Origin of the sequence: Geodermatophilus sabuli, from assembly GCF_900215145.1 — a bacterium.
GTDB classification, from domain to species: domain Bacteria; phylum Actinomycetota; class Actinomycetes; order Mycobacteriales; family Geodermatophilaceae; genus Geodermatophilus; species Geodermatophilus sabuli.
The window spans coordinates 20,030-46,294 of the sequence record NZ_OBDO01000011.1 but is presented as its reverse complement, the minus strand read 5'-3'; the positions used below and the strand labels follow the sequence as shown (position 1 = coordinate 46,294).

Sequence of the window (26,265 nt, the reverse complement as noted above, 5' to 3'; positions counted from 1 at the left end):
GCCTACAGCCCGCGGCCCATGAGGCCCACGGTCGGCTGCTGCCGGTGCCCGGCGATGCCGCCGGCGACCTCGGCCGCCATCCCGGTGCCCTCCTCGTGCACGGCGGCGTTGGCCGCGCCGGTGACCGCGCCCATCGCCACCGCGGCGTCGCCGGAGGCCTCGTCGGGCGGCTCGGAGTCGGACCCCCGCTCGGCGTCGATCATGCGTTGCACGATGCGGCGGGTCCACATGCTGCCGGCGTCGATGTTGAGGTTGTAGAAGTCGTAGTCGGGGTTGGCCTCGATGCCGCGCTGCTGCGCCTCGAGCATCACCTCGTCCTCGAAGAAGACGCCGGAGACGCCCTCGCGCAGCCGGGTGGTGATGACCTGCTTGTCCAGGCACCAGTCGCGGGCGAAGGCCCACAGGTAGAAGCAGGTGCGGTCGGTCTCCGGGGTCATGGTGTTGATGACGGTGCCGGTCACCCCCTGGCTGCGGTCGCCGTCGGGGGCGCCGGTGCCGGCCTTGGCGACCCCGACGTCGATGGCCACCGTGGACGGCGCGGTGAAGTGGATGATCTGCCACCTGTCGACCGGGCCCTCGTAGTCGGGGAAGCGGTCCTGCAGGTTGCGCTTCCAGAACGGCGGGGGGTCGATCCCGAGCATCCACTTGGTCACCGTCACCGTGTGCGCGTCGTGGGTGACCTCGAAGTCGGACTCCGACAGCGCGTCGTGGCCGATGCTCGACCCGTGCACGAACTGCTCGTGCGTGAGGTCCATGAGGTTGTCGACGATCAGCTGGTAGCTGCAGTTGACGTGGATCGTCTTGCCGTCGCCGGCCCAGTCGGGGTGGTCGTTCATGTGCAGGTCGGGGACGAGGTCGGGGTCGGCCAGCGCCGGGTCACCGGGCCACACCCACACGTAGCGGTGCCGTTCGACCACCGGGTAGGAGTGCACGGTCGCGCTCGGGTTGATCGTCTCCTGCGCCGGCATGAAGGTGGCACGGCCGTCGGCGTCGTAGCAGATGCCGTGGTAGCCGCACATGACCTCGTCGTCGCCGCGCAGCTTCCCCATGGACAGCGGCGCCAGCCGGTGCCAGCAGGCGTCGGCCAGGGCGACCGCGCGGCCGCCGGCGGTGCGGTAGAAGACGATCGGCCGGTTGGCGATGGTCTTGGGCAGCAGGTTGCGGCCCACCTCGTGGTCCCACGCCGCGGCGTACCAGGCGTTGGACGGGAAGCTGCGGAAGGCGGCGTGGGCGGGTGCCGCACCGGGCCGGGCGGGCTGTGACACGGGTTCCTCCAGGAGCTCAGGCCGGTATCGGGTCCTCGTGGTGGGCCGGGGCCTCCCTCACGAACGCGTAGAGGAAGAAGGAGACGATCATGATCCCGGCGGCGACGTAGACGCCGGTGGCCCAGCTGCCGGTGGCGTCGCGCAGGATCCCGCTGACCACCGGGCTGAGCACGGCGCCGATCTCCGAGACCAGGTTGAGCATCCCGAAGGCCGCGCCCCGCTCCCCGGCCGGCACCAGGTCGCCGGTCATGCCCTGCACGATGGGCTGCAGCGCGTTGAAGAAGACGCCGGAGGAGAACAGCAGCACGCCCAGCAGGAGCAGGGACGGCTCCCGCCCACCGGAGATGCTCCAGCCGAAGACCAGCACCAGGACGGAGTAGACCCCGGTGCACACCAGCGCCAGCGGCTTGCGTCCGCGGCCGGTGCGGATGGCGCGGTCGGCCAGCCAGCCGCCCACCGGGAAGCCGAGGATCCCGGCCCCGGCGTTGAACGCCGCGGTCAGGGCCGCCGCGATCAGGCTGCTCTCCGCCGCCTCCCGGACGATCTGCACCGACCAGAAGCTGAAGAACCACAGGTTCCACAGGATGGCGATGTAGGCCACGTAGATCAGCCACATGTTGCGGTTGAGCAGCGCCGCCCCGCGACCGGACCGCTGGACGCCGCGGACGATCACCGCGATGTAGACCAGCGCGATGACCGAGGCGATCGTCGCGGTCAGCCACTCCGGCCACTCGAGGGTGTCGGCGAGCAGGAACAGCGCCACGATGACGACGAAGGTGGGCGCCGAGAACGCGGCCAGCTGCACGAACGGCGCGCCCAGCCGCATCGGCCCGCCGAGCCGCGCGCGGAAGAACACGAACGCGATGGTGACGACGACGAACGTCGCGGCGGCGAAGACGAAGAACGGGACCCGCCAGGCGCCGTCCCCCATGCCCAGCGCGCCACCCCAGTCGATGAGGACGGGGGTGAGGACGATGCCCAGGGTGAGGCCGATCGACAGGCCGGTGATGACCACGCCCAGACCGAGGGTCCGCTTGGCCACCGGCGTGTGGTTGATGATCAGCGTGCGGTCGTTGGAGTAGAAGACGCCCTCACCCAGGCCGGTGAGCACCCGGGCCGCGACGAAGGCGACCAGACCGGTCATCAGGCCGGACACGACGGTGAGCACGGCGGCGGCCAGCAGCGAGACGATGATCATCTCGCGGTGCCCGAACCGGTCCCCCAGCCGCCCGCCCGGGTACTGGGTGAGCATGTAGCCGAGGAAGAACATCGAGCCGACCAGACCGCCGACGGTCGCCGGGTTGCTGGCGTCGCCGATGAACCCGGACTCCGTCTCGATCATCCAGGCGATGACCGGCCCGGTGACGGTGCGGTCGGCGTAACTCACCACCCAGCCGAGGAGCAGAACCGCCCACAGCGCCCGGTAGGGCGCCACGGGATGGCCGTCGCGGTGGTCCTCCAACAGCAGTTCGTTGTCGGCGGTGTCGCCCTCGGGCGTGCCCCCTGCCACGGTCGCCCCCTCCCGGTCCGAGCTCGGTTGCGCCGCGGGTCACCCGAAGGCGACGCCGACGTCGTCCGAGGGCTTCGGCAGCTCGCCGGGCTCCGGTTCGGCCGCCGACGCGGCCGGCTGCTCCCCCGCCGTGGGCGCCGCCGCCGTCTGCACGGCCACGACCGCTGGGTCGAGCCGCATGATCGCGTAGCCGGCCACGGCGCCGGCGCCGAACCCGGGCGCGAAGAGGCGGGCCGGCTCGGTGAGGACGCCGTCGCGCACCGCGTCGTGGATGGCCAGCGGGATGCTCGCCGAGGAGGTGTTGCCGACCGTCTCGATGTTGAAGTAGAGCTGGTCGGCGGTCAGCCCGGCGCGCTCGGCCAGCTGGATCACCATCGTCTTGTTGGCCTGGTGCGGCACGATCAGGTCGACGCTCTCCATCAGCGAGCCGGCCCGGCCGTCCGGGTCGGGCAGCTCCGACAGCTCCTCGATCATCTGTGCCAGGTAGCGGCCGGCCAGCGCCTTCACCTGCGGCCCGAACACGGTGATGTTGTTGTCGAACTCGGGGTTGGGCCACAGGATCGAGTTCACCTCGCTGGCCGGCCCGCTGGCGTAGGTCTTCATGACCAGCAGGTCGGGGTCGGCGCCCTCGGGCGCCGGGCCGACGACCATCCCGGCCGCGCCGTCGCCGAAGATCATCCGCGACGTGCGGACGTTGCCGATCTTGTCGGAGAACTTCTCGACGCAGACGATGAGCACCGGCCGCTCGACCTCCTGCAGCAGCCGGGTGGCGTCGGCCAGGCCGTACGGCATGCCGGCGCAGGCGGCGATGAGGTCGTAGGCGGCGGCCACCTGGTACATGCCGAGCTGGCCGCACAGGTAGGTGGCCAGCGAGGGGATCAGCCGGGAGCTGGTGCAGGTGCACACCAGCACCGCGCCGATCTCCTCCGGTCCGCGGCCGGACTTGGCCAGGGCGGCCTCGGCGGCCTGCAGCGCCAGCTCCTCGACGGTCACCGAGCTGTACCGGCGCTGCTCGATCCCGGTCTTCTGGCTGATCTCCGCGGCGCTCATGGGCGACCAGTTGTAGGCGGTGTTGCGGATCAGGTCGTCGTTGCTGCACACCTGGTCGCCGTGCACCGCGGCCAGCGCCTCCAGCCGCGGCATCACCCGGAAGTCGCGGCGCACGTCGACCTCCCGGTAGGGCCGCGCCGGCTGCCGGGACTCCCGCGGCTGCGGCGCCGGCCGGCTCGTGGCGCCGTCCTCCAGCCGGCGGAGGAAGTCGCGGACCGCCTTGTCGCGGGGGGTGAAGACGACGACGAAGTCGTCGTCGGACAGCTGGCCGGCCTCGGCCAGCTCCACCTGCGTGCGGTCCCACGGGTACTGGTTGTGCAGCACCATGGCCCAGCGGTGCAGTGCCTCGAGCTCGGGCACCTCCTCGTCGCAGTCGAGGATGTCCCGGTAGTCGTAGACCGGGTAGTCGGGGTCGTAGGAGGGCAGCCGGAAGGTGAGGCCGCCGGGCTTGTCCAGGAACTCCGCCACGGTGGGCTTGATGGCCGGCAGCGTCGTGGCGTGGTGCTTGCGGTTGCCGAAGACGTCGAACAGGACGCCGAACACCCGGTCCTCGACCTCGGCGTCCCACTGCGCCGGCAGCGCCGCGTAGGCCTCGCGGACGGCGGCGACCTTCGTCTCCCCCTCCTCCCACGGCTCGACGACCGGCAGGAAGACGTCCGGCCGGTTGCGCGGGACGTCGGCCCAGCGGGTGGGCCGCTTCTCGTACATGGTGATGGAGAACCGGTTGGCCCAGAACAGGTTGAGCGCGAGGTCGCGCATGAGGGCGTAGCGCGTGGCGTAGCCGCCGGTGCGGACCTTGTCGAGGATGTCGGTCCCGCTGGGGGCCTTGGTCTCGAAGTCCCGCTGGATGACGCTGTCGAGCTGTTCCAGCGTCTCCACCGTCGAGAAGTCCAGCTCGGGGACGATGTTGGACGGGAACACCATGCGGCCGTGCCGGTTCAGGACGAACGCGTTCATGCCTGGTCCTCTCGGGGGCTACGGGGACGGCGGGGAGCCGGCGCGCGCCATCCCCCGCTCCACCGCGTCGATGAGGCGGGGGCGGAGCTCGGCGGCGGGGATGATCGCGTGCACGGAGCCCATCTGCTGGGCGCGCTCGATGTTGTGGATGGCCTCGAACTCGGCGGCGACCTCACCGAGTTTCTCGGAGCGGACGGCGGTGCGCACGGTGGCCAGCTCGACCCGCAGGTGCGCCGCCTCGACGCCGTCGGCGGCGGCGATGTCGGCCTCCAGCTCCCGCACGCGGGGGTCCTTGGCGGTGCGCTGGTCGACGTCCCGGGTGAAGACGACGGCGGCGGCCGGCGCCCCGCCGAGGACCGACGCGTAGGAGCCCTCGACGGCGAGGACCTCCATGTTGTCGTTGAGGACGCCGGAGAAGACGACGAACGCGCCCCCGTGGTAGCGGGAGACCACGCAGAAGACGATCGGGCCGTCGAAGTTGGTGATGGCCCGGCCGATCTCGGCGCCGTACTCGAGCTGGATGTTGCGCAGCGACTCCGGGGAGCCGTCGAAGCCGGACAGGTTGGCCAGCACGACGAGCGGACGGTTGCCGCTGGTGGCGTTGATCGCGCGGGCGGTCTTCTTCGACGAGCGCGGGAACAGCGTGCCCGCCGTCCACTGGTCGGGCCCGTCGGCCGGGTGGCTGCCCCGCCGCATGATCGGGCGCGACTCGATGCCCAGCAGGGTCACCGGGTACCCGCCGAGGTGCGCGTCGTAGACGACGGACGTGTCGGCGTCGGCCATGCCGGCCCAGCGCTCCAGCGTCGGGTGGTCGGCATCGGCCACGGCGCGCATGACCGTGCGGATGTCGAAGGCCTTCTTGCGGTCGGGGTTGGTCTCCGCCGAGAAGATGTCGCCGACCCGCGTGAAGTCGCTGTCGGGGTGGGTGTGCGGGAAGTCGCGCACGTCCCGGCCGCGCGGGTCGCTGGTCCGGGCGGACCGGGGCCAGCGCTCCCCCGGCGCCCGGTAGGTGTGCTCGTAGTGCTGGGTGAGCAGCTGGCAGGCGGCGGTGAGGTTGGGGGCCCAGTACTGCGCCTGCCCGTTGGGGCCCATGACCCGGTCGTAGCCACCGATACCGAAGTTGTCCTCGGCCGAGACCCCGCCGGAGTAGTCGAGGGAGTGCTTGCCGGTGAGCACCATCGCGCTGTCCGGCGTCATGACCAGGATGCCCTTGGTGTGCATGAGCATCGTGGCCTCGGCGTTCCAGTAGGGCTGGGCGCCGACGTTGATGCCGGTGACGACGACGTTGATCTCGCCGCCGGCCTGGGTGAACTCGATGATCCGGCGCAGCGCCCGGGAGACCCAGTCCATGTTCTCGGTGCCGCTGTCCATCGAGATCCGCGCGCCGGAGGAGAGCGCGAACCACTCCAGCGGCAGGCCGCGCTCCTCGGCGAGGTCCAGGGCGGCGACGACTCGGGCGCACTCGGGCTCGGAGACGGTGCCCAGCTGCTTGGTCGGGTCGCCGAACAGGGCCACCCTCGTCATGCCCTCGGGATAGCGCGGCGTGGGCGTGCTGACCACGCCGACGACCAGCCCGGCCTTGTTCCGGCCGGGCGGCCGCTGGACCGGCACCAGCCGGCCGCGGTCGTCCAGGTCGTGCTCGACGAAGCTGCCGTCCGGGCCGGCCAGATAGGGGGCCAGCTCGTACGGGTAGGGGGCGCCGCGGGCCCGCGAGCTCAGCACCTTCTCGGTGTACTCGTCGAGCGGGCGCATGGGCTCGGTCGGGCGGTCGGTCACCTCCATGCGCACCCCGGTGCCCGGCCGGGCGGAGAAGCGCAGCGCCACGTCGCGGGGCGGGCGGCCCTGCTCCTCCTGCAGCCGGGCCAGCAGCACGATCTGGTCCAGCCCGGCGCCGATCGTCAGCGGCGCCGCGGTGCCGGCGAAGGCCGCCACCTGGGACAGCGGCACCTCGATCGACGGCCAGGCGTAGAGGTAGACCCGGTTGTGCTGCAGGGGCCGCCGGGACCGGCGCAGGGACTGCGCCCGCCGCAGGCTGTCCAGGCACGAGGCCAGCTGCCGCTCGATCGTCGGGAAGCCGACGACCTCGCCGGCGTCGTCCCGGACGGGGGTCAGGTCGCGGACCTCGGCCATCGCGATGAACCGCTCGTCGTTCGGGTTCTCCTTCCCCGTGATGTGGAACAGGTAGGTGTCCTCGGCCGAGGGCGCCCGCTCCCCGTCGAAGTGCTTCAACCGCCACAGGTTGAGCCGTTGCGCGGTGAGCGGGTGCAGGCCGCGGACGATCCGCTCCTCGGCCAGTCCATCGCGGTCGGGCGTCGGCCGGAAGGTGATCGGCTCCACGTCGCCGTCGGGGGTGCAGACGCTCACCGTCACCCGGCGGCCGGCGCGCAGCGCCGCGACTCCGGCCAGCTGCTCCCGCAGCCGCTCGGCCACCTCGTCGCCGTCGGCGGGCCGGTCGGGCCAGGACAGGTAGAGGTCGAGGACCAGCCCGGCGGGGTCGGCGACGCCGGCCAGCACCGGCGCCAGCGAGGCCAGCGCCGCGGGCAGGCCGCCGGCCTCCACCATGAGCGCGACCAGGTGCAGCCGGGAGCCGGCCAGCTCGTAGTCGGCGGTGACGCAGGACCGGCCGTCGAGCAGGGTGGTGCGCAGGTCCTGGAGGGCTCGGCTGCGGTAGTAGCGCCGGGTCAGCACCTCCAGGACCGGGTCGGGGACGGTCGTCTCCCGCTCGAACCGCTGCGCCAGCAGGGTGATCAGCGGCTCGGGGCTGGCGACCAGGGCCTCCATGCGGTCCACGCCCGCACTCGGGTCGCCCCGTTCCGCGGCCTCGTCGAGCGCGGCCAGCAGCCGGCGGGCCTCCTCCAGCACCTCCTGGCGGGCCTGCAGGACGACCGGCTCCTCGAAGTGCCGGTACCGGACGGCCCGGGCGAGGTCGCCCACCGAGGGGTACCGCAGCTGGGTCGCGACGACGAGCCGGTCGAGCACCTCGCCCACCTTCGACCGCACCGGGTCGGCGGGCAGCTCGGCAGCGGTGAGCCAGCGGTCGAGCAGGGCCAGGACGGCGGGCAGCTGGTCGGCGACGCGCTGCTGGGAGAGGAAGACCCGGTACACCGCCTCCTGCAGCGCCGGACCCGGCTCGAGCTCCTCGACGCCGTAGTGCCGCAGCGCCCGGGCCAGGCGGTCCCGGAAGCTGTCCGGCAGGCCCTCCCGCTCGACGTCCAGGGAGTGCAGGTAGGCGTGGAAGTACTCGCGCGGGCTGTGGACCTGCTGGTCGGCCTCCTCCTCCTCCTCGCTGGCCGGGCGGTTGCGGGAGAGTTCCGCGAGGTCGGCGACGGTGGTGAGGACGGCGAGCTCGCGCTGCACCAGGTCGGGGTCGTCGACGGGCAGCTCGCCCCGGACGCGCCCGTAGTCGGCGATCAGCTGACGGGCGTGGTGGGCGGCGACGTCGTAGCCGGTGATGAGCGCCTGCATGCCCGACAGCAGCGCCGTGGCGCGGTCGCGGGCGTCGGCTGTGGAGCCGGCGACGGCGCCGTCCGGCAGCTCGACCCGCTCGCCGGTGGCCTCGGCGGCCTCGCCGCCCGCGCGGTCCAGGCTCAGCAGCGCGGCGCCTGCGTCGACCTGGACGTTGACCGTCGCGAGCACCTCGCGGACGCGCCCGGCGAACGGCGCGCGCACCGCCGTCTCCATCTTCATGCTCTCGAGGACGACGATCGTCTGCCCCGCCTCGACCTCCTGCCCCGGCTGGGCGCGGACGTCGACGACCACGGCCGGCGCCGGGGCCCGCACCGTGCCGCCGGCGTCCCGGCCCACGCGGTGGGCGACGCCGTCGACCTCGACCAGGTGCGAGCCGGGTGCGGTCACCGCGACGATGGCGTACCGGCGGTCGCCCACGGCCAGCCGGCTCTCCAGGGCGCTGAGCCGGTCGAGCTCCACGTCGACCGACCGGCCGTCGAGTCCCACCCGGTAGCGGTCGGGGCCGGTGCGGGCGACGGTCAACCGGTACACCTGACCGCGGTGACCGAGGTCCATGGGGCGGCCGACGCCGTGCGGCGCCCGCGGCCGCCCGCCGCGGGCGGAGGCGAGGAACGCGGCCCGCTCCCCGGACTCCTCGGCGTCGGCGACGTCGATGGCCACCTGCACCAGGGCGACCCACGCCGAGGTCACCTCCGGGATCGCGACCGCGGTGTCCGCGCGGTCCAGCCAGCCGGTGTCGGCCGTGCCGGCGACCACCTCGGGCCGGTCGAGCAGGTCCAGCAGGAACGACTTCGTGGTGGTGCCGCCGCGCAGGACGACGGTGGTCTCCCGCAGGGCGCACCGCAGCCGGGCCAGCGCCTCGGGGCGGTCGCGGCCCCAGGCGATGACCTTGGCGACCATGGAGTCGTAGGCGGGCGGGATGACGTCGCCGACGCTCATCCCGGTGTCCACCCGCACGCCCGGCCCGGTGGGCAGCCGCATGAGCTCGACCCGGCCGGGCGCGGGGGCGAAGCCGGCCTCGGCGTCCTCGGCGTTCAGCCGCGCCTCGATGGCGTGCCCGGACTCGGCGGGCGGGTCGCCCTCGAGGCGGCCGCCGGCGGCGACGTGCAACTGCAGCTTGACGATGTCCAGGCCGGTGACCTCCTCGGTCACCGGGTGCTCGACCTGCAGCCGGGTGTTCACCTCCAGGAAGGTGAACAGCCGCTCGTCGGGCTGGTACAGGAACTCCACGGTGCCGGCGCCGACGTAGCCGGCCGCCTTGACCAGCGCGATCGCCGAGCCGCGCAGGGCGGCGTCCTGCTCCTGGCTCAGGGCCGGGGAGCGGGACTCCTCCAGGACCTTCTGGTTCCGGCGCTGCACCGAGCAGTCGCGGACGCCGGGGGCCCACACCGCGCCGTGCTGGTCGGCGATGACCTGGACCTCGACGTGGCGGCCGCCCTCGACCAGCCGCTCCATGAAGACGACCGGGTCGCCGAAGGTGCGCTGCGCCTCGGCCTGCGTGCGGGTCAGCGCCTCCTCGAGCTCGGCCTCGCTGCGGACCACGCGGATCCCGCGCCCCCCGCCGCCGCTGCGGGCCTTGACGATCAGCGGGTAGCCGATGGTCGCGGCGTGCCGGCGGCCGTCGTCGAGGGTCTCGACCGGCCCGCGGCTCCACGGGGCCACGGGGACGCCGGCCTCCTCGGCGAGCACCTTGGCCTCGATCTTGGCCCCGAGCAGGCGCATCGACTCCGGCGTCGGTCCGATGAAGGTGACGCCGAGCGATCCGCACAGCTCGGCGAAGGCGGGGTCCTCCGCGACGAAGCCCCAGCCGACCCACGCGGCGTCGGCGCCGCTGGTGCGCAGCGCCCGGGCCAGCTCGTCGTGGTCGAGGTAGGGGTTGCCGGCGCCGGTCTCCCGGAGCAGGACGGCCTCGTCGGCGGCCCGGACGAACGTGGCCCGCCGCTCCGCCTCGGTGTGCAGGGCGATGACGCGGGTGTGCGTCCCGTGCTCGGCGTCGAGCTCCCGGACTGCACGGATGAGCCGCATGGCGGGCTCGCCCCGATTGACGACGGCGATGCGGCTGAACACCCGTGCACCCCTCCCGGTTCGGATCGGACGGTCCGTTCGCCCCACGTCGACGGGGCCCGCGGTGACTACATGTCCAGACCGCCGTTGACGCCCCAGACCTGTCCGGTGATGTAGGCGGAGGCGTCGGCGGCGAGGAAGTGCACGACCCGGCCGATCTCCTCGGGGCGGCCGAGCCGGCCGAGCGGGATCTTCGCCTTGAGGCCCTCCAGGACCTTCTCCGGCACGGTCTCGAGCATCTCGGTGGCGATGTAGCCGGGGGTGACGGCGTTGACGGTGACGCCGATGCCGTCGGTGAGGCCCTTGCGCTGCATCTGCATGGCCGCCTCGCGGGCGAGGGTCTTGGTCAGCCCGAACAGGCCGGACTTCGCCGCGGCGTAGTTGACCTGGCCGATGCCGCCGGTCTCGCCGATGACCGAGGAGATCATCACGATCCGTCCGCTGCCGCGTTCGAGCATGTGCGTGAGCGCTGCCTGGGACAGGTAGAAGGCGCCGGACAGGTTGACGTCGATGACCCGGCGCCAGTCGTCCTCGGTCATCTTCAGCGCCGTCCGGTCGGCGGTGATGCCGGCGTTGTTGACCAGGATGTCGAGCCGGCCGTGCTGCTCGATGACCTCCCCGATGGTGCGCCGGCAGTCCTCGGCGGAGCCGATGTCGCCGCGGTGCACCGTGGTGCGGGTGTCCGGGTGGGCCGAGGTCAGGTCCTGGCAGAACTGCTCCGCGGCCTGCGTGTTGCCGCTGTAGCCGGCAGCGATGTCGGCGCCCTGCGAGGCGAGGCTGCGGCAGATCGCCGCACCGATGCCGCGGGTGCCGCCGGTCACGAAGGCGACCTTGCCGAGGAGCTTGTCGCCGGCACGGGTGGGTCGGGCCTGGGTCTCTGTCACGGAGTCCTCCTCGGCTGAGGGGTGTCACCCCCCCGTCGGTTCCCAGGTCGGAGGCGGCCGCGACTGCAGGCCGCTGGCTCCGGCGTCGGTACGACGGCAGCCTCCCGCTCCCGCCGGACCCCGTCAAACCGAGATCGTGATGTGCGTCACCGCCGACCGGGGGTGCGTCGCCGGACAGCGCGCAACCGCCTCCGTCCGGTCACGTGTCCGTGCGCCACGGCTGCTCGCCGACCCGCGCCGGTGCACTGCGCGAGCTCGCCGACCGCTATGCCCGCTCCCCGATGCCCGCCGCGACGGCGACGAGCTCGTCGAGGACCCGGCGGACGACGAGCCGTTCGGCGTGGTCGCGGCGCAGCAGCGCGTCCACGCGGCGGCCGGCCCGGACGCCGGCCAGCGGCAGCAGCCGGACGCCGGGGTGGCCGCCACAGCTGTAGCGCGGCAGCAGCGAGATCCCGTGGCCGGCGGCGACGAGCGCCTCGACGACGGTGAAGTCGTTGATCCGGTGGGTGATGCGCGGGGCGGTGCCGGAGCGCGCGGCCACCGCGTCGAGGACGGTGGCGACGGGGAAGCCCTCGCGGACGGTGATCCAGTCCTGGCCCACCAGGTCCTCGGGCCGCACGCCGCCGCCGCCGGCGAGGGGGTGGTCGGCGGCGACCGCGACGTCGAGCGGCTCGCGCAGCAGGGGCACCACGCGCAGCCCGCCTCCGACCCACTGCGGGCCGCGGTCGGGCCGGTGGGCGATCACGATGTCGACGCGGTCGGTGAGGGCCGCGAAGTCGGCGAGGGCGACGTCCTCGTCGGAGCACTCCAGCGTGATGCCGCCGACCCGCGCGACCCGGGTGAGCAGGTCGGGCAGGAGGAGGCGGGCGCCGCTCTGGAACGCCGAGACCCGCACCGTGCCCCGCGGGCTGTCGAGGAAGACGCCGCAGGCGGCGCGCGCCCGCTCGACGGCGACCGCCACCTCACCGGCCGCGTCGGCGAGGGCCGCTCCCGCTGGGGTGAGCTGGACCCCCCGCCCGACCCGCTCGGTGAGCGGGACGCCCATCTCGCGGGTCAGCGCGGCCAGCTGCTGCGAGACGGCCGACGGGGTGAGGTGCAGGACCGCCGCGGCGGCGGTGACGCCGCCCTGGGTGTGCACCGCGCGCAGCATCTCCAGCGACCGGAGCTCCATAAAGCAACGCTACAACGATGGATGCCGATTACTCGATGGTGCTGAAGTGTTCGTGGCAGGCACCCTGGGGTCATGCCGCTGCGCGACCGCCTGCTCGCCCTCGCCGTCGCCGTCATCTGGGGGCTGAACTTCCCGGCGATCCACCTGTCGCTGGAGCAGTTCCCGCCGTTCTTCCTCGTCGTGCTGCGGTTCGCGCTGATCGCCGTCCCGACGCTGCTGCTGGTGCCGCGCCCCGCGGTGCCGTGGCGGTGGGTCCTGGGGTACGGCGCCGGCTTCGGCGTCCTGCAGTTCCTGTTCCTCTACCTGGCGATGGACACCGGGATGCCCACCGGGCTGGCCTCGCTGGTACTGCAGTCGTCGGCGCCGTTCACCGTCGTGCTCGCCGGGTTCCTGCTGCGCGAGCGGTTGACCGCCCGGCAGGTGGCCGGCGTGGGGCTGGCGGTGGCGGGACTGGGCGGCATCGCGGTGCACCGGGCGGACCTCGGCGGGGGCGCCACGCTGCTGCCGGTCGTGCTGACGTTGTGCGGGGGGCTCGGCTGGGCGCTGGGCAACCTGTGCAACCGGCAGGCGCGCACGGTCGAGCCGTTCCGGTTGATGCTGTGGATGACGGTGGTGCCGCCGCTGCCGATGCTCGCCGCTTCACTGCTCGTGGAGGGGCCCTCGGCGATCGGGACGTCGCTGACCACGCTGGGGACGACGACGGGGGCCTTCGCGCTGGCCGGGCTGGCGTTCACGGTGGTGGTCGCGACCGTGGTGGGTTCGGGGATCTGGACGTGGCTGATGAGCCGGCACCCGTCGAGCACGGTGGCACCGTTCTCGATGCTCGTCCCGGTGGTCGGCATCGGGACGTCCTGGCTGGCGTTCGGCGAGCCCCTGTACGCGGTCGAGCTGGCCTGCGGGGTCGTCGTGGTCGCCGGTGTCCTGCTGGGCAGCAGCGGTGGCCGGGCCGCGGAGCGCCCCGTCGACGGCCGGCTCTCCGGCCCGGCCGCGCGCCCGTCCGGTCGAGAGGACGACGTCACCGTCACCGAACCGCTCGCCGTCGGCCGGCGGTCCGAGGAGAGAACAGCGGCCTACCGACGTCGCTCGGGGTCGTTGACCGAGCCTGCGTCGACCGTGCCCTCTCCCCCGGCGGCCGGCGGGCCGCCGTCCTGAGGCTGGCCGTCGGGGTCCTCGACCTCGCCTGGCGACGACGCGCGACCGTCCTCCTCCCCCTCGAACGAGACGTCCACCCGCTGGTGACGCACCGCCCGCTGCGCGTGGGCCGCCCCGGCGAACACCCGCTCGTCGCCCTCGGTGAGGTCGTCGTGGTCGATGAAGGGTGTGAGCAGGGCACGCGGGTGCAGGCGGTCGACCCGGACGACGTTGACCTCCGCACACAGCACGAGGGCGAAGGCCGCCACGTAGATGAAGGCGATCAGCCCCAGGACGAGGGCGAACACCGCGTCGACGGCGCTGGCGTTGGCCACCACTCGCGCGACGTACACCCCGCCGAAGGACTGGAGCAGCTGCCACAGCACCGCGGCGGCCAGGGCACCGGGCAGCACCTGCCGGACGGTGAGCCGGCGGGCGGTGGTGATCCGGAAGCCGAGCACGAACACCCCCGCGTTCACGAGCACCGACGCGACCGTGACCAGGACGTGCACCGCCCCGCTGAACCCGCCGCCGTACGCGGCCGCGCCGCTGCCGAGCGCCGAGAGCACCGTGGACGCCAGCACCAGTACCCCGAGGGTGCACAGCAGCAGCAGGCTGCGGCCGCGTGAGGTGAACGGGTCGGGGCGGCGGTGCCGCGGCACCGCCCAGACGGTGTTCATCGTGTGCTGCATCGCCTGCCCGAGCCCGAGCGCGCCGTACAGCGCGACCAGCCCGCCGACGACCACCCCGGTGAAGCCGCCGCCCAGCGCCTCGGGCGTGCCCAGCTGCGGGCCGATGACGGGGAACTCGGCGAGCGCGGAGTCCAGCAGCCGCTGCTGCAGCTCCGGGTCACCGGCCAGCACCAGCCCCAGCACGGTGGCCAGCAGGAGCAGCACCGGGAACAGCGCGAGGAAGCCGTAGTAGGTGATGAGCGCGGCGAGGAAGTGCCCGTCGTCGTCGAAGAACTTGTAGAGCACGGCGATGGGGAACCCCGCGCCGGGGTGCCGCCGCTGGAACCGGTCCACCCGCTCGGTGATCGTCATCGCGCACCCCTGTCGGCTCGGGTGCCTCCACCTCTACCCCGTCCGGCGCACGGCCGCGCGCGGACGGCGTCCCCGGTAGGAAGGGGCCATGGTCGACGTCTTCCCCGCCCTCGCCGAGCTCGCCGCCGAGGAGCAGGAGCTGCAGTTCGCCGGCTTCACCAACGACGACGCCTGGGACCTCGGCGCCGCGCTGGTGGCGACGGCCCGTGGACAGGGCGCCCCGGTCGCGGTCGCCGTCGTCCGCAACGGCCACCGGCTGTTCTCCGCCGCGCTGACCGGCGCGACGCCTGACAACGACGCGTGGATCGAGCGCAAGACGCGGGTGGTGCACCGCTTCGGGCACAGCAGCCTCTACGTGCGGCAGGCCTCGATCGAACGGGGGACGACGTTCGAGGACGAGTTCGGTCTGGACCCCGACCGGTACGCCGCCCACGGCGGGGCCTTCCCCGTTCTCGTGCGGTCGGTGGGGCCCATCGGCGCGGTCGTCGTCTCCGGACTCCCCCAGCTCGACGACCACCGCATGGTGGTCGCCGCGATCCGCGCGCACCTGGCGCGCTGACGGAGGGGCCACCCGCGGCTCCGGCGGTCACGGGCGGGCGGCGCCCCCTGACCGCGCGGCGCCCCCTGACCGCGCGGCGCCCTCGAGCCGGGCGGCGGCCTCCGGGACCCCGGCCCCGGTCACGTCCGACAGCCCGGCCGGCCGGCCGGTGGCCAGCAGCAGCAACGCCCCCGTCGGTCCGTGCACCTCCCGCGGCCCGTCGCCGGCCGACCAGTCCGCGTCCGTGGCGACGAAGCGCAGCGCGCGGAAGCGGCGGTCGGCCCGGCCGTAGAAGGCGCTGGACCACACGTGGCGCAGAGCCGGCAGCACCCGGTCGGCCGGCATCGCCCGCGGCCGGCCCAGCGGACGGGCGACGTCCTGACCGTGGACGAGGACGTCGACCAGCGGGTCCAGCCGCCCGTTGAGCGCGAACCGGGAGTCCCGCCCCGCCGTCGCGCGCAGCTGCGCCACCAGCTCGGCCGGGCCGAACCGGGCGGCGTGCTCGCGGGCCAGGTCGGCGTTGACCCGCTCGAAGTCGCCGCGCGCCCGCGCCACGCGGACCAGCGTGGGCCACGTCCGCTCCACCGGGGCCAGGGTCAGGTGCGCGACGACGTCGTGCACCGTCCACCCCGGGCACAACGACGGCGTCGCCCACTCCTCATCGGTCACGGTGTCCAGGAGGTCGGCGAGGGAGAGACGTTCGGCCCGGACGTCGTCCAGGTGGGCGACACGGGGACGGCGGCGGCGTGCGGGGAGGGCGGGAGCTCGGGTCACACGAGGTGGACGGCCGGTCGCCGACGGACTCATCGGTGGACCTCCGGCGACCGCCCGGTCAGCGGCTGCGGTAGAGCCGGGTGGTGACCGGCAGGAAGACCGCGGCGAGCGCGGCGGCGACGGCCAGCGAGACGAGGATCGCGACGCCGTCGGGCTGCCCGGCCATCAACGACCGCGACGCCGTCGCCAGCACCGAGATCGGGTTGGCCTCGACGAACGCCTCCAGCGGCCCGGGCAGGGTGCGCGGGTCGACGAAGACGTTGGAGAGGAAGGTCAGCGGGAAGATGCCCATGAACCCAGCGTTCATGACCGCGTTCGGCGACCGCATCAGCAGCCCGAGCACCGAGAACACCCACGAGAGCCCGAACGAGAAGACGACGACCAGCGCGAGCGCGGCCACGGCGCCCAGCGGGCCGCCCTCAGGGCGGTAGCCGAGGGCGATGCCGACCACGATGATCACCGTGCCGGCGACGACGTAACGGACGCTGTCACCGAGCAGCGAGCCCAGCAGCGGCGCCGGCCGCCAGATCGGCAGCGAACGGAAGCGGTCGACCACGCCCTTGGTGAGGTCGGTGTTGAGCGAGACGCCGGAGTAGACGGTCGTGAACAGCACCGACATCACCAGCAGGCCGGGGAGCGTGTAGTCCAGGTAGGCGCTGGTCGAGCCGGCGATGGCGCCGCCGAACAGGTACGTGAACATCAGCAGGAACATCACCGGGGTGACGGTCACGTCGAGCAGTTGCTCGGGCACGTGCTTGACCTTCAGCATCCCGCGCCAGCCGAACGTCAGCGCGGTCGACAGCGGCCCCGGCCGCGGCGGCCTGGCGGTGGCGGCGATGGCCCGGCGGACGGCGGCGGTGTCGGCGGCACCGGCGGCGGGGTCGGTGGTGGTGGTCATGAGGGCTGCTCCTGCAGAGCGGGCTCGTCCGCGGCCAGGTGGCCGGTGAGCGCCAGGAACACCTCGTCCAGGCTGGGCTGGTCGAGCGAGAAGTCGGCGAGGCCGATGCCCGCGCGGGCGAGCTCGGCGAGGCCCACGGCGGCGCGTCCGGCGTCCGCGCAGGCCGCGGTCAGCACCGTCGGGTCCGCCGCCGGCGTCACCGCGCCGACGGCGCGGTCGAACAAGCCGGCGGCCTCGGCACGCCGGCCGGGGTCGAGCAGCCGCACGTGCAGCCGCCCGCTGCCGACCGAGGCCTTGAGCTGCCCCGGGGTGCCCTCGGCGATGACCCGGCCGCGGTCGATGACCGCGATCCCGTCGGCGAGCTGGTCGGCCTCCTCGAGGTACTGGGTGCAGAGCAGGATCGTCGTCCCCTCGGCCACCAGGGCCCGGGCGATCTCCCACACCTGGTTGCGCGACCGCGGGTCCAGGCCCGTCGTCGGCTCGTCGAGGAACACCAGCTGCGGCGTGACGACGATGCTCGCCGCGATGTCGAGCCGGCGGCGCATCCCGCCGGAGTAGTGCTTGACCAGCCGGGTCGCCGCCTCGGCGATCCCGAACGCCTCGAGCAGCTCGTCGGCCCGGGCACGGGCCGCGGCCCGACGGTGGCCGAGCAGCCGGCCGATCAGCACGAGGTTCTCCCGGCCGGTGAGCTCCTCGTCGACGGAGGCAAGCTGGCCGGTGAGGCTGACCAGCCCGCGGACCGCGTCGGCCTCGGTGGTCACGTCGTGGCCGAGGACGCGGGCGCTGCCGGCGTCGGGCCGGATGAGGGTGGCCAGCATGCGGATCGTCGTCGTCTTGCCGGCCCCGTTGGGGCCGAGCACGCCGTAGATCGAACCGGCCGGCACCACCAGGTCCACGCCGGCCACCGCCTGCGTCTCCCCGAAGGACTTCGTCAGGCCGGTCGCCTCGATGGCGAGTGCAGTCCGTGTGCTCATCGCGCTCCCTCGTCCGGGGGTGTCTCCGCAGCGTCTCTCGTCCTACTGACGGGATCGGCGCCGCGGAGTCATCGGCCCGGTCCCGCCGGGCGGGGGCCAGCGTCGGGGTTCGAGTGCGCTCGAGGTCAAGCGCCGGCCGCGGGCCGGCTCACCGCCAGCGGTACTCGAGTTCCGGACGGCCGGCGCCCCCGTACCGCGGCGCCCGGTCGACCAGGCCGGTGTCGGCGAGGTACTCCAGGTAGCGGCGCGCGGTGATCCGCGAGGCGCCGATCAGCTCCCCGGTCTCGGCCGCCGAGAGCCCCTCGGCGGCGCGGACGGCGGCCACGACGGCGTCCAGCGTCTCCCGGCCCATCCCCTTGGGCAGCGGCGCCGGCCGGTCGGGCCGCGCCGCGCCGAGCACCCGGTCGACCTCGTCCTGGCCGGCGGCGTCGCCCGAGGCGGACAGGCGGGCGCGGTACTCGGCGTAGGCGGTCAGCCGGTCGCGTAGCGCGGGGTAGGTGAACGGCTTGAGCAGGTAGCCGACGACGCCGTGCGCCGCCGCGGCCCGCACCGTGGCCAGCTCGCGGGCCGAGGTGACCGCGAGGACGTCGACCGGCGCGCCGGCCGCCCGGATCCGCCGGCACAGCTCGATGCCGTGCGTGTCCGGGAGGTTCATGTCCAGCAGCACGAGGTCGACCGGCACCCGCGCCAGCGCGTCGAGGGCGGTCGCCCCGGTACCGGCCACGGCCACGGTGTCGAAGCCCGGCGTCCGGTCCACGTAGGCGCGGTGCGCCTCGGCGGCGACCGGCTCGTCCTCGACGACGAGCACGCGGATGGCGGCGGCCGTCACGACGCCGCCTCCGCGGGCACCCGCGCGGGCAGCGGCAGCGACACCACGAACTGTGCGCCGGAGCCGGGGCGCACCGTCACCGTGCCGCCGTGCCGGCGCACCGCCTGGGCGACCAGCGCCAGCCCGAGCCCGCGGCCGAGTCCCGCCGGCGCCCCGCCGGCGTCCTTGGTCGACCAGCCGCGCTCGAAGACGTGCCCCAGGGCGTCGTCGGGTACCCCGGGCCCGGTGTCCTCGACCCGGATCTCCAGCCGGCCGCCGGTCACCTCGGCAGCCAGCTGCACCTCTCGCGGCGGGTCCCCGGCCAGCGCGGCGTCGATGGCGTTGTCCAGCAGGTTGCCCACGATCGTGACCAGGTCGCCGCCGGGCAGGCCGGTCTCCCCCACCGCCGTCGCCGGGTCGATCTCCAGCAGCACACCGCGCTCGTGCGCGGTCGCCGCCTTGCCCAGCACCAACGCGGCCAGCACCGGCTCGCCGACCGCCCCGACCACGCGGTCGGTGAGCCGCTGCGCCGACGCCAGCTCAGCGGTGGCGAAGTCGACCGCGTCCTGGGTGCGGCCGAGCTCGACGAGGGAGACGGTGGTGTGCAGCCGGTTGGCGGCCTCGTGCGCCTGGGCCCGCAACGACTCGGCGAACGCCCGCACGCTGTCCAGCTCGCCGGTGAGCGCCTGCAGGTCGGTGTGGTCCCGCAGGGTGACCACGGTGCCGGCCGAGGCGTCGCCGGCCCGCGGCGGCGCCTGGTTGACCACCAGCACCCGGGTGCCGGTCACGTGCACCTCGTCGACGGCCGTGCGCTGCCCGGTGAGCAGCGCGGTCAGCTCCCGAGGCAACCCGAGCTCGGTGACGTGCCGGCCGGCGGGGTCGCCCTCGAGGCCCAGCAGCCGCCGCGCCTCGTCGTTGACCAGCTGCACCCGCCGCTCGCCGTCCACCAGGAGCAGGCCCTCCCGGACGGCGTGCAACACCGCGTGGTGGTACTCGACCATCCGCGCGAGCTGCGCCGGGGACAGCCCGTGGGTCTGCCGCTGCAGCCGCCGGCTCAGCGCCCAGCTGCCCAGCGCGCCGACGGCGAGCGTCACCAGTGCCGTCCCCGCGATCCCGGGGACGGCACTGGTGAGGTCCTGCCCGATCGCGGCGACGGTGATCCCGGCCGACACCAGCGCGACGACGTCGCCGTCGGCGTCCACCACCGGCGAGGTGGCCCGCACGGACGGGCCGAGCGTGCCGGTGTAGGTCTCGGTGAAGGTCTCCCCCGCCAGCGCCGGGGCGATCGTGCCCCGGAAGGAGCGGCCGATCTGGGCGCGGTCGGGGTGGGTGAACCGCGTGCGGTCCGGCGCGAGCACGGTGATGAACGAGGTGCCGGTGTCGGCGCGGACCTGCTCGACGTAGGGCTGCAGCACCGCCGTCGGGTCCGGGCCGGTGACCGCCTCGAGCACCAGCGGGGAGTCGCCGAGGCTCTCCACGATCGCCGTCGTCTCCTGCTCGGCGGCCTGCTGCACGGCCTGGCGGGCGTCGAGGTAGGCGACGGCCGTCGCGGTGAGGACGACGACGGCGACGACCAGCGCCTGGAGCAGCAGCAGCCGCCGGGCCAGGCTCGTGTCCCGGCGGTGCGACAGGAAGGCGGGCACGCGCACGCGCCGAGTGTGCCGCCTGCCCACGCCGCGACCACCGCTCGTTGCTGCGGCCGTGAACGCAATGAACACATGGGTGACCGCCGTCACCACGCACAGGAGTGTGACTGGCATCGCCTCCGCCGAGGCACAGCCCCCCGGGCCGGCGAGCACACCCCCAGACGACAGGAGCAGCCATGGCGACAGGCACCGGACACGACACACCTCCGCCCACCCGGCGGAAGGACCGCACGCACTGGCTGTACCTCGCCGTCATCGGCGCGGTCGTGGCCGGCATCGCGGTCGGCTTCCTCTTCCCCGGCTTCGCGACCGAGCTCAAGTGGCTCGGCACCGCGTTCGTCGGCCTGATCAAGATGCTGATCGCGCCGGTCATCTTCTGCACGATCGTGCTGGGCATCGGCGCCATCCGGCAGGCGGCCAAGGTCGGCCGGATCGGCGGCCTGGCGCTGGGCTACTTCATCTTCATGTCGACCGTCGCGCTGGCGATCGGCCTGGTGGTCGGCAACCTGATCCACCCCGGTGACGGTCTGGCGCTGTCGGACGAGCTGCGTGGCCAGGGGTCGGCGCTGGCCAGCACGGCCGAGGGGGGCGGCGGCACCATCGACTTCCTGCTCGGGCTCATCCCGACCACGCTGCTGTCGGCCCTGACCGAGGGGTCGGTGCTGCAGGCGCTGCTGGTCGCGCTGCTGGTCGGCTTCGCGATCCAGGCCATGGGCCGCTCCGGCGAGCCGATCCTGCGCGCCGTCGGGCACCTGCAGAAGCTGGTGTTCCGCATCCTGGCGATGATCATGTGGCTGGCCCCGATCGGCGCCTTCGGGGCGATCGCCGCGGTCGTCGGCGAGACCGGCATCGACGCGCTGACGAGCCTGGCGGTGATCATGATCGCCTTCTACGTGACCTGCGCGATCTTCGTCTTCGTCGTCCTCGGGACGATCCTGCGCCTCGTCGCCCACGTCAACGTCTTCTCGCTGCTGAAGTACCTCGGCCGGGAGTTCCTGCTCATCGTCTCGACGTCCTCGTCGGAGACGGCGCTGCCCCGCCTGATCGCCAAGATGGAGCACGCCGGTGTGAGCCAGCCGGTCGCCGGCATCGTCGTCCCGACGGGGTACTCGTTCAACCTCGACGGCACCGCGATCTACCTGACGATGGCCTCCCTGTTCATCGCCTCGGCACTGGGCGACCCGCTGTCGGTCGGCGAGCAGCTCGGCCTGCTGGTCTTCATGATCATCGCCTCGAAGGGTGCGGCGGGCGTCACCGGCGCCGGCCTGGCCACCCTCGCCGGTGGGCTCTCGGCGCACCGTCCCGACCTGCTCGACGGCGTCGGCCTGATCGTCGGCATCGACCGGTTCATGTCCGAGGCCCGCGCGGTGACCAACTTCGCCGGCAACGCGGTCGCCACCGTCCTGGTCGCCACCTGGACCAAGGAGCTCGACCGCGAGCAGCTGTCGGCGGCGCTGTCCGGGGAGAGCCCCTTCGACGAGGACACCATGATCGACGACCACGGCGACCTGCCGGAGTCCGGGAGCGACGCCGGACCGGGGCAGCGGGATGCCGGGGCCGAGCAGCGCGAGGTCGCGGCGGCCTCGGTGCGCTGACCGACCCGCACGCAGCACGGCAGAGCGCCCGGACCCCCGAGGGTCCGGGCGCTCGGTCGTGCTGCGGTCCCGCCGGCGCGGTCGTCGAGTGGGCCTGGCGCGGACGTGGACACGAGGGTCTGCGGCACCGCACGAGCCGGCCCGCGCCCGGCCGGGTTCAGCGGCCGAGGACGCTGCTCAGCGCCGACGACAACCAGTCCCGTGCCTCCCCGGCCGACGACGGCGCCGCGAGGTGGCGGGCCGCGACGTAGAGGTCCGGCCGCACCAGCAGGGCCCCGCCGTCCTCGATCTCCCGCAGCTCCGCCCAGGTGCCGTACGGGTCCTCGACCGGCTCGCCGGGGCCGATCGACACCGGCGTGATCGTCAGCCCGAGCTCGGCACCGAGGTCGGCGGCCGCGGCCAGCCAGTCGGCACCGCCGATGCCGGTGACGACGGCGAACCGGCCGCGTCCCACCAGGTCCAGCGTCGAGGTGCGCCGTCCGCCGACGGTGACCCAGGTGTGCGGGATCTTCGCGCCCGGCCAGGTGGTGGCCTGTGCGTAGAGCTCCGGGTCGCGGCGGAACTCCGGCATCGGCGTCCCGTCGGGGACGACCGCCGAGGAGGCGTACCGGTGGTTGTGCTCGACGCCGTGGGCGTCGAACTCGTAGGCCTTGTAGGCGATCGCCTCCCGCAGCGCCGTGCGGATCTTCTCGCCCTCCGGCCCGGGTGACCTCCACAGCGCCAGTTGGCGCTGGAGCGCGGCGGCCTCGGTGTGTTCCAGGTCGAGGGCACTGAGGATCTTCCCGGTGTCGGCGATGCTCTGGTTGGCCCGCTCCACGATCTGCCGGGCGACCGGTGCGCGCTCGGCGTCGTAGCTGTCGAGCAGCGACGGCGCCGCGGTGCCGGCGACGACGTGCGCGATCTTCCAGGCCAGGTTGTAGCTGTCCTGGATCGAGGTGTTCGACCCCAGGCCGTTGGTCGGCGGGTGCCGGTGGATCGCGTCACCGGCGCAGAACACCCGGCCCTTGGCGATCGTGGTCGCGAAGTGGTGGTTGACCGTCCACGGCGAGCGCGACTTCACCCGCATCTCGAAGTCGTCCGTGCCGACCAGCGCGACCGCCAGCTCCCGGACCACCTCGTCGCTGAGGTCCGGCGGGCCGCCGGCGACCTCGTAGCCCCACATGAGCATCCACTCGTGCCAGGGCTTGATCATGCGGAGCACGCCGAGGCCGACGCCCTCCTTCTCCGCGCCGGGCTGCAGCATCCAGTACAGGACCGACGGCCGGTGGGCCACCAGGTGGGACAGGTCGGCCTCGAACACGATGCTCAGCGCGCCGGCCACCGCCCCGGGACCCTCGTAGGGCAGGTCGAGGTCGGCGGCGACCGCGCTGCGGGCACCGTCGGCACCGATCAGGTACCGCGACCGGATCGTGTACTCGGCACCGGAGAGCCGGTCGCGCACCGTCGTGGTCACGCCGTCGTCGTCCTGGACGTGGGACACGTACTCGGTGTCGAAGCGGATCCGCGCGCCGCGCTCCTGGGCGGCCTGGACGAGGATCGGCTCGGTGATGGTCTGCGGGGCGTCGAGCATCGTGCAGGGGCTGGCCAGCTCGTAGTCGGCGTGGCGGACGGTGTCGGTGCCCCACGACGGGATCCGGCCCAGCTCCTCACCGGCCAGGCTGGTGCAGAACGTCGTGTTGCCCATGTACTGCCACGGCGTCGCCTCGCGCATGAGGCGTTCCTCGACGCCCATGTCGCGCATCGTCTCCATCGTGCGCTGGTTGGTGATGTGCGCCCGCGGGGTGTCCGACAGCCGGCCGTACTTCGTGACCAGCAGCGTGGACGTGCCGTAGGTGGCCAGGAACAGGGCCGCCGAGGCGCCGGCCGGCCCGGACCCGACCACGAGGACGTCGACCGCGACGGCCGCTCCTCCGGTGGTGGGGACCGACGTCGCGGATGAGCTCATGAACGTCCTCTTCTCGCAGTGGATCACTTCGGACACGTGTCCGCAGCGCGGCCACCGATTCCAGTCGCTGCCCGGGCCGTGTGTCAACCGCCACACCGGCTGCTCGCATCCGGGGTCCCCAGGCCGGTGTGTGTGACCTGGGCCATACTCGCCGGGTCGCAGCCCACGTCGCTGGCGCCGGCGGGCGTGCCCGCTGCAGCCGGCGCCGGCCGCACCTCGGTCCACCGCCGCCCCGGAGGAGATCCGCCTGTGAACAAGATGCGCTTCGGCCTGTTCATGCCGCCGTTCAACAGCCCGCCCACGCAGAACGCGACGACCTCGCTGCAGCGCGACGTCGAGACCATCCAGCTGCTGGACCGCCTGGGCTTCGACGAGGCGTGGATCGGGGAGCACCACTCGGCCGCCACGGAGATCATCGCCGACCCGCTGACCTTCATCGCCCACGTCGGCGCTCTCACCCGCGACATCAAGCTGGGCACCGGCGTCGTCTCGATCCCGTACCACAACCCGCTGTGGGTGGCCGACCGCGCGATCCTCGTCGACCACCTGCTGCGCGGCCGGTTCATGCTCGGCGTCGGCCCGGGGTCGCTGCCCACCGACGCGGCGATGATCGGCCTCGAGCCGGCCCAGCTGCGCCCGGCCCTCCACGAGGACCTCGACGTGCTGCTCCGGCTGCTGCTGAGCGACGAGCCGGTGACGGTGACGACCGACCGGTACCGCCTGGTCGACGCCCGCTGCCAGCTGGCCCCCTACCAGGACCCCTGCTTCGAGGTCGCGGTCGCCGCCACCGCCTCCCCCACCGGGCCCACCCTGGCCGGCAAGTACGGGCTGGGCATGCTCTCGGTCGGCGCGACCACCAAGGAGGGCTTCGACGTCCTCGGCCACCACTGGAACGTGCTGGAGGCCGAGGCGGCCGCGGCCGGTCGGCGCACCGATCGGTCGCGCTGGCGCCTGATGGGGCCGATGCACATCGCCGAGACGCGGGAGCAGGCCGTGGAGGACATCCGCTACGGCTTCGACGCGTTCGTCGACTACACCCAGAAGACCCTCGCCCTGCCGCCGGTCCGCATCCCCGGCGACACCTTCGACGAGCGGCTGGCGTGGCTCGACGAGAGCGGCTGGGGAGTCGTCGGCACGCCGGACGACGCGATCGCGCAGATCCAGCGGCTGGTCGACCAGTCCGACGGCGGTTTCGGCTGCTACATCCTGCTCCAGCACGACTGGGCGAACTGGCAGGCGACCCAGCGCAGCTTCGAGCTGTTCGCCCGGCACGTCATCCCCGCGTTCCAGCCGTCCCAGCGGCGGCTGCTCGCCGCGGAGTCCTGGGCCCGCGGCAAGCACGCCGAGCTGGACGCGAAGAACGGTGCCGCGATCCAGGCGGCGTCCGACCGGTACGCGCAGGAGAAGGCGGCCACCGGCCAGGCCTGACCCGCACGGGGGTGCCGCCGGGCCGCCCCGGCGGCACCCCTCCCCCCGACCCACCGAGGAGCACCCGTGAAGGCAGTCCGGTTCCACGCCCGCGAGGACGTCCGTGTCGAGGACGTCGAGCAGCCCACACCCGGCCCCGGCCAGGCCAAGCTGCGCAACGGCTACGCCGGCATCTGCGGCTCGGACCTGCACGTCTACTACACGCCGGAGAGCTCGGGGCTGGACTACACGACGCCCCACCCGATCACCGGATCGATGCCCCCGCAGGTCCTCGGCCACGAGTTCTCCGGCACCGTCGTGGAGCTCGGCGAGGGCGTGGACGGCGTCTCCGTCGGCGACCGGGTCGCGGTCTGGCCGGTCTACCACTGCGGGACCTGCGCGGCCTGCCGCGTCGGCATGGTCAACACCTGCCGCAGCTTCGGGTTCCACGGCCTGACCAGTGACGGCGGCGGCATGGCCGAGTACACGACGGTCCCGGCGACCATGCTGCACCGGCTGCCCGAGGGGGTGGACCTGCGCATGGGCGCCCTCGTGGAGCCCATGGCGGTGGCCTGGCACGCCGTCGACACCAGCGGCATCCGGCCCGGCCAGACCGCGCTGGTCGCCGGCGCGGGACCGATCGGCATCGGTCTGTGGTTCGCGCTGCGCGCCCGGGGCGTCGAGACCGTGGTCGTCTCCGAGCCGAGCGCGAGCCGCCGCGCGGCCGTGGCGGGCCTCGGCGCGCCACTCGTCGTCGACCCGACGACCGGGGACCTCGCCGCCGCCGTCGCGGAGGCCACCGGCGGGGACGGGATCGACGTCGCGTTCGACGCCGCCGGCGCCGGGGCGGCGGTCGTGCAGGCGATCGGGCTGCTCGCCCCGGCCGGGCGGCTGGTCGTCGTCGCCCTGCACGAGAAGGGGTTCGAGTTCAACCCGACGATGCTGGTGTTCGGCGAGACCTCCATGACCGGCGTCCTGGCCTACCTGCCCCGCGACTTCGACGCGGTCATCGCCGCGATGGCCGAGGGCCGCTACGACACCACCGGGTGGGTGGAGGAGGTGGGCGTCGACGACGTGGTCGCCGCCTTCGGGCGGCTGCGCAGCGGCTCGGGGATGAAGATCCTGGTCCGGGTCTGA

At 73.7% G+C, this 26,265-nt stretch carries 18 protein-coding genes; 5 read left to right on the top strand and 13 right to left on the bottom strand.

Features of this window, described 5'->3' with window-relative positions:
* Positions 1-2: 2 nt before the first annotated feature.
* The 6 genes from CRP39_RS21590 to CRP39_RS21565 all read right to left on the bottom strand — a co-directional run bounded on the left by CRP39_RS21590 (position 3) and on the right by CRP39_RS21565 (position 12,369).
* A complete protein-coding gene (locus CRP39_RS21590) occupies positions 3-1,265 on the bottom strand; it encodes an aromatic ring-hydroxylating dioxygenase subunit alpha (protein WP_097208459.1) in 1,263 nt (420 codons plus the stop codon).
* Positions 1,266-1,281: 16 nt separating this feature from the next.
* Complete coding sequence (locus CRP39_RS21585) at positions 1,282-2,775, bottom strand: MFS transporter (RefSeq protein WP_097208458.1); 1,494 nt, start codon at positions 2,773-2,775, stop codon at positions 1,282-1,284.
* A 39-nt stretch (positions 2,776-2,814) separates the two neighbouring features.
* A complete protein-coding gene (locus tag CRP39_RS21580; RefSeq protein ID WP_097208457.1) occupies positions 2,815-4,782 on the bottom strand; it encodes a 3-oxoacyl-ACP synthase III family protein in 1,968 nt (655 codons plus the stop codon).
* 18 nt (positions 4,783-4,800) lie between these two features.
* A complete protein-coding gene (locus CRP39_RS21575) occupies positions 4,801-10,317 on the bottom strand; it encodes an ATP-binding protein (protein ID WP_097208456.1) in 5,517 nt (1,838 codons plus the stop codon).
* Between the two features lie 65 nt (positions 10,318-10,382).
* A complete protein-coding gene (locus CRP39_RS21570) occupies positions 10,383-11,198 on the bottom strand; it encodes a 3-oxoacyl-ACP reductase family protein (protein ID WP_097208455.1) in 816 nt (271 codons plus the stop codon).
* Between the two features lie 265 nt (positions 11,199-11,463).
* The gene (locus CRP39_RS21565; RefSeq protein ID WP_097208454.1) at positions 11,464-12,369 is read right to left on the bottom strand and encodes a LysR family transcriptional regulator; all 906 of its coding nucleotides are present in this window, start codon (positions 12,367-12,369) and stop codon (positions 11,464-11,466) included.
* A gap of 72 nt (positions 12,370-12,441) precedes the next feature.
* On the opposite strand from CRP39_RS21565, the gene CRP39_RS21560 reads away from it, so the two are divergent.
* Positions 12,442-13,521, top strand: a complete 1,080-nt coding sequence (locus CRP39_RS21560; RefSeq protein WP_245854026.1) for an EamA family transporter — start codon at positions 12,442-12,444, stop codon at positions 13,519-13,521.
* On the opposite strand, the gene CRP39_RS21555 is transcribed toward CRP39_RS21560, so the two are convergent.
* The gene (locus CRP39_RS21555) at positions 13,440-14,543 is read right to left on the bottom strand and encodes a YihY/virulence factor BrkB family protein (protein WP_097208453.1); all 1,104 of its coding nucleotides are present in this window, start codon (positions 14,541-14,543) and stop codon (positions 13,440-13,442) included. The two genes, CRP39_RS21560 and CRP39_RS21555, sit on opposite strands and share 82 nt — an antisense overlap.
* Before the next feature lie 88 nt (positions 14,544-14,631).
* On the opposite strand from CRP39_RS21555, the gene CRP39_RS21550 reads away from it, so the two are divergent.
* On the top strand, positions 14,632-15,102 hold the full coding sequence (locus CRP39_RS21550) for a heme-degrading domain-containing protein (protein WP_097208452.1): 471 nt from the start codon (positions 14,632-14,634) through the stop codon (positions 15,100-15,102).
* Between the two features lie 27 nt (positions 15,103-15,129).
* On the opposite strand, the gene CRP39_RS21545 is transcribed toward CRP39_RS21550, so the two are convergent.
* From CRP39_RS21545 to CRP39_RS21525, 5 genes are all read right to left on the bottom strand, one after another.
* Positions 15,130-15,855 (bottom strand): maleylpyruvate isomerase family mycothiol-dependent enzyme, encoded by a 726-nt coding sequence (locus CRP39_RS21545; protein ID WP_245854025.1) that lies wholly within the window; start codon positions 15,853-15,855, stop codon positions 15,130-15,132.
* Between the two features lie 58 nt (positions 15,856-15,913).
* Positions 15,914-16,753, bottom strand: coding sequence for an ABC transporter permease (locus CRP39_RS21540; RefSeq protein WP_097208450.1), 840 nt, complete (start codon positions 16,751-16,753; stop codon positions 15,914-15,916).
* Positions 16,750-17,727, bottom strand: a complete 978-nt coding sequence (locus tag CRP39_RS21535) for an ATP-binding cassette domain-containing protein (protein WP_097208449.1) — start codon at positions 17,725-17,727, stop codon at positions 16,750-16,752. The genes CRP39_RS21540 and CRP39_RS21535 overlap by 4 nt, the downstream gene beginning before the upstream one ends.
* A 148-nt stretch (positions 17,728-17,875) precedes the next feature.
* A complete protein-coding gene (locus CRP39_RS21530) occupies positions 17,876-18,556 on the bottom strand; it encodes a response regulator (protein ID WP_245854024.1) in 681 nt (226 codons plus the stop codon).
* The gene (locus CRP39_RS21525) at positions 18,553-20,184 is read right to left on the bottom strand and encodes a sensor histidine kinase (RefSeq protein ID WP_216359860.1); all 1,632 of its coding nucleotides are present in this window, start codon (positions 20,182-20,184) and stop codon (positions 18,553-18,555) included. The genes CRP39_RS21530 and CRP39_RS21525 overlap by 4 nt, the downstream gene beginning before the upstream one ends.
* Positions 20,185-20,357: 173 nt before the next feature.
* Here CRP39_RS21525 and CRP39_RS21520 point away from each other — a divergent pair, with 173 nt between their 5' ends.
* Positions 20,358-21,776: a cation:dicarboxylate symporter family transporter gene (locus tag CRP39_RS21520; protein WP_097208447.1), complete on the top strand. Its 1,419-nt coding sequence runs from the start codon at positions 20,358-20,360 to the stop codon at positions 21,774-21,776.
* A gap of 157 nt (positions 21,777-21,933) precedes the next feature.
* Here CRP39_RS21520 and CRP39_RS21515 read toward each other — a convergent pair whose 3' ends face one another.
* Positions 21,934-23,721: an FAD-dependent oxidoreductase gene (locus CRP39_RS21515; protein WP_097208446.1), complete on the bottom strand. Its 1,788-nt coding sequence runs from the start codon at positions 23,719-23,721 to the stop codon at positions 21,934-21,936.
* 258 nt (positions 23,722-23,979) lie between these two features.
* On the opposite strand from CRP39_RS21515, the gene CRP39_RS21510 reads away from it, so the two are divergent.
* On the top strand, positions 23,980-25,149 hold the full coding sequence (locus tag CRP39_RS21510; RefSeq protein WP_221201104.1) for an LLM class flavin-dependent oxidoreductase: 1,170 nt from the start codon (positions 23,980-23,982) through the stop codon (positions 25,147-25,149).
* A gap of 66 nt (positions 25,150-25,215) precedes the next feature.
* A complete protein-coding gene (locus CRP39_RS21505) occupies positions 25,216-26,265 on the top strand; it encodes a 2,3-butanediol dehydrogenase (RefSeq protein WP_097208444.1) in 1,050 nt (349 codons plus the stop codon).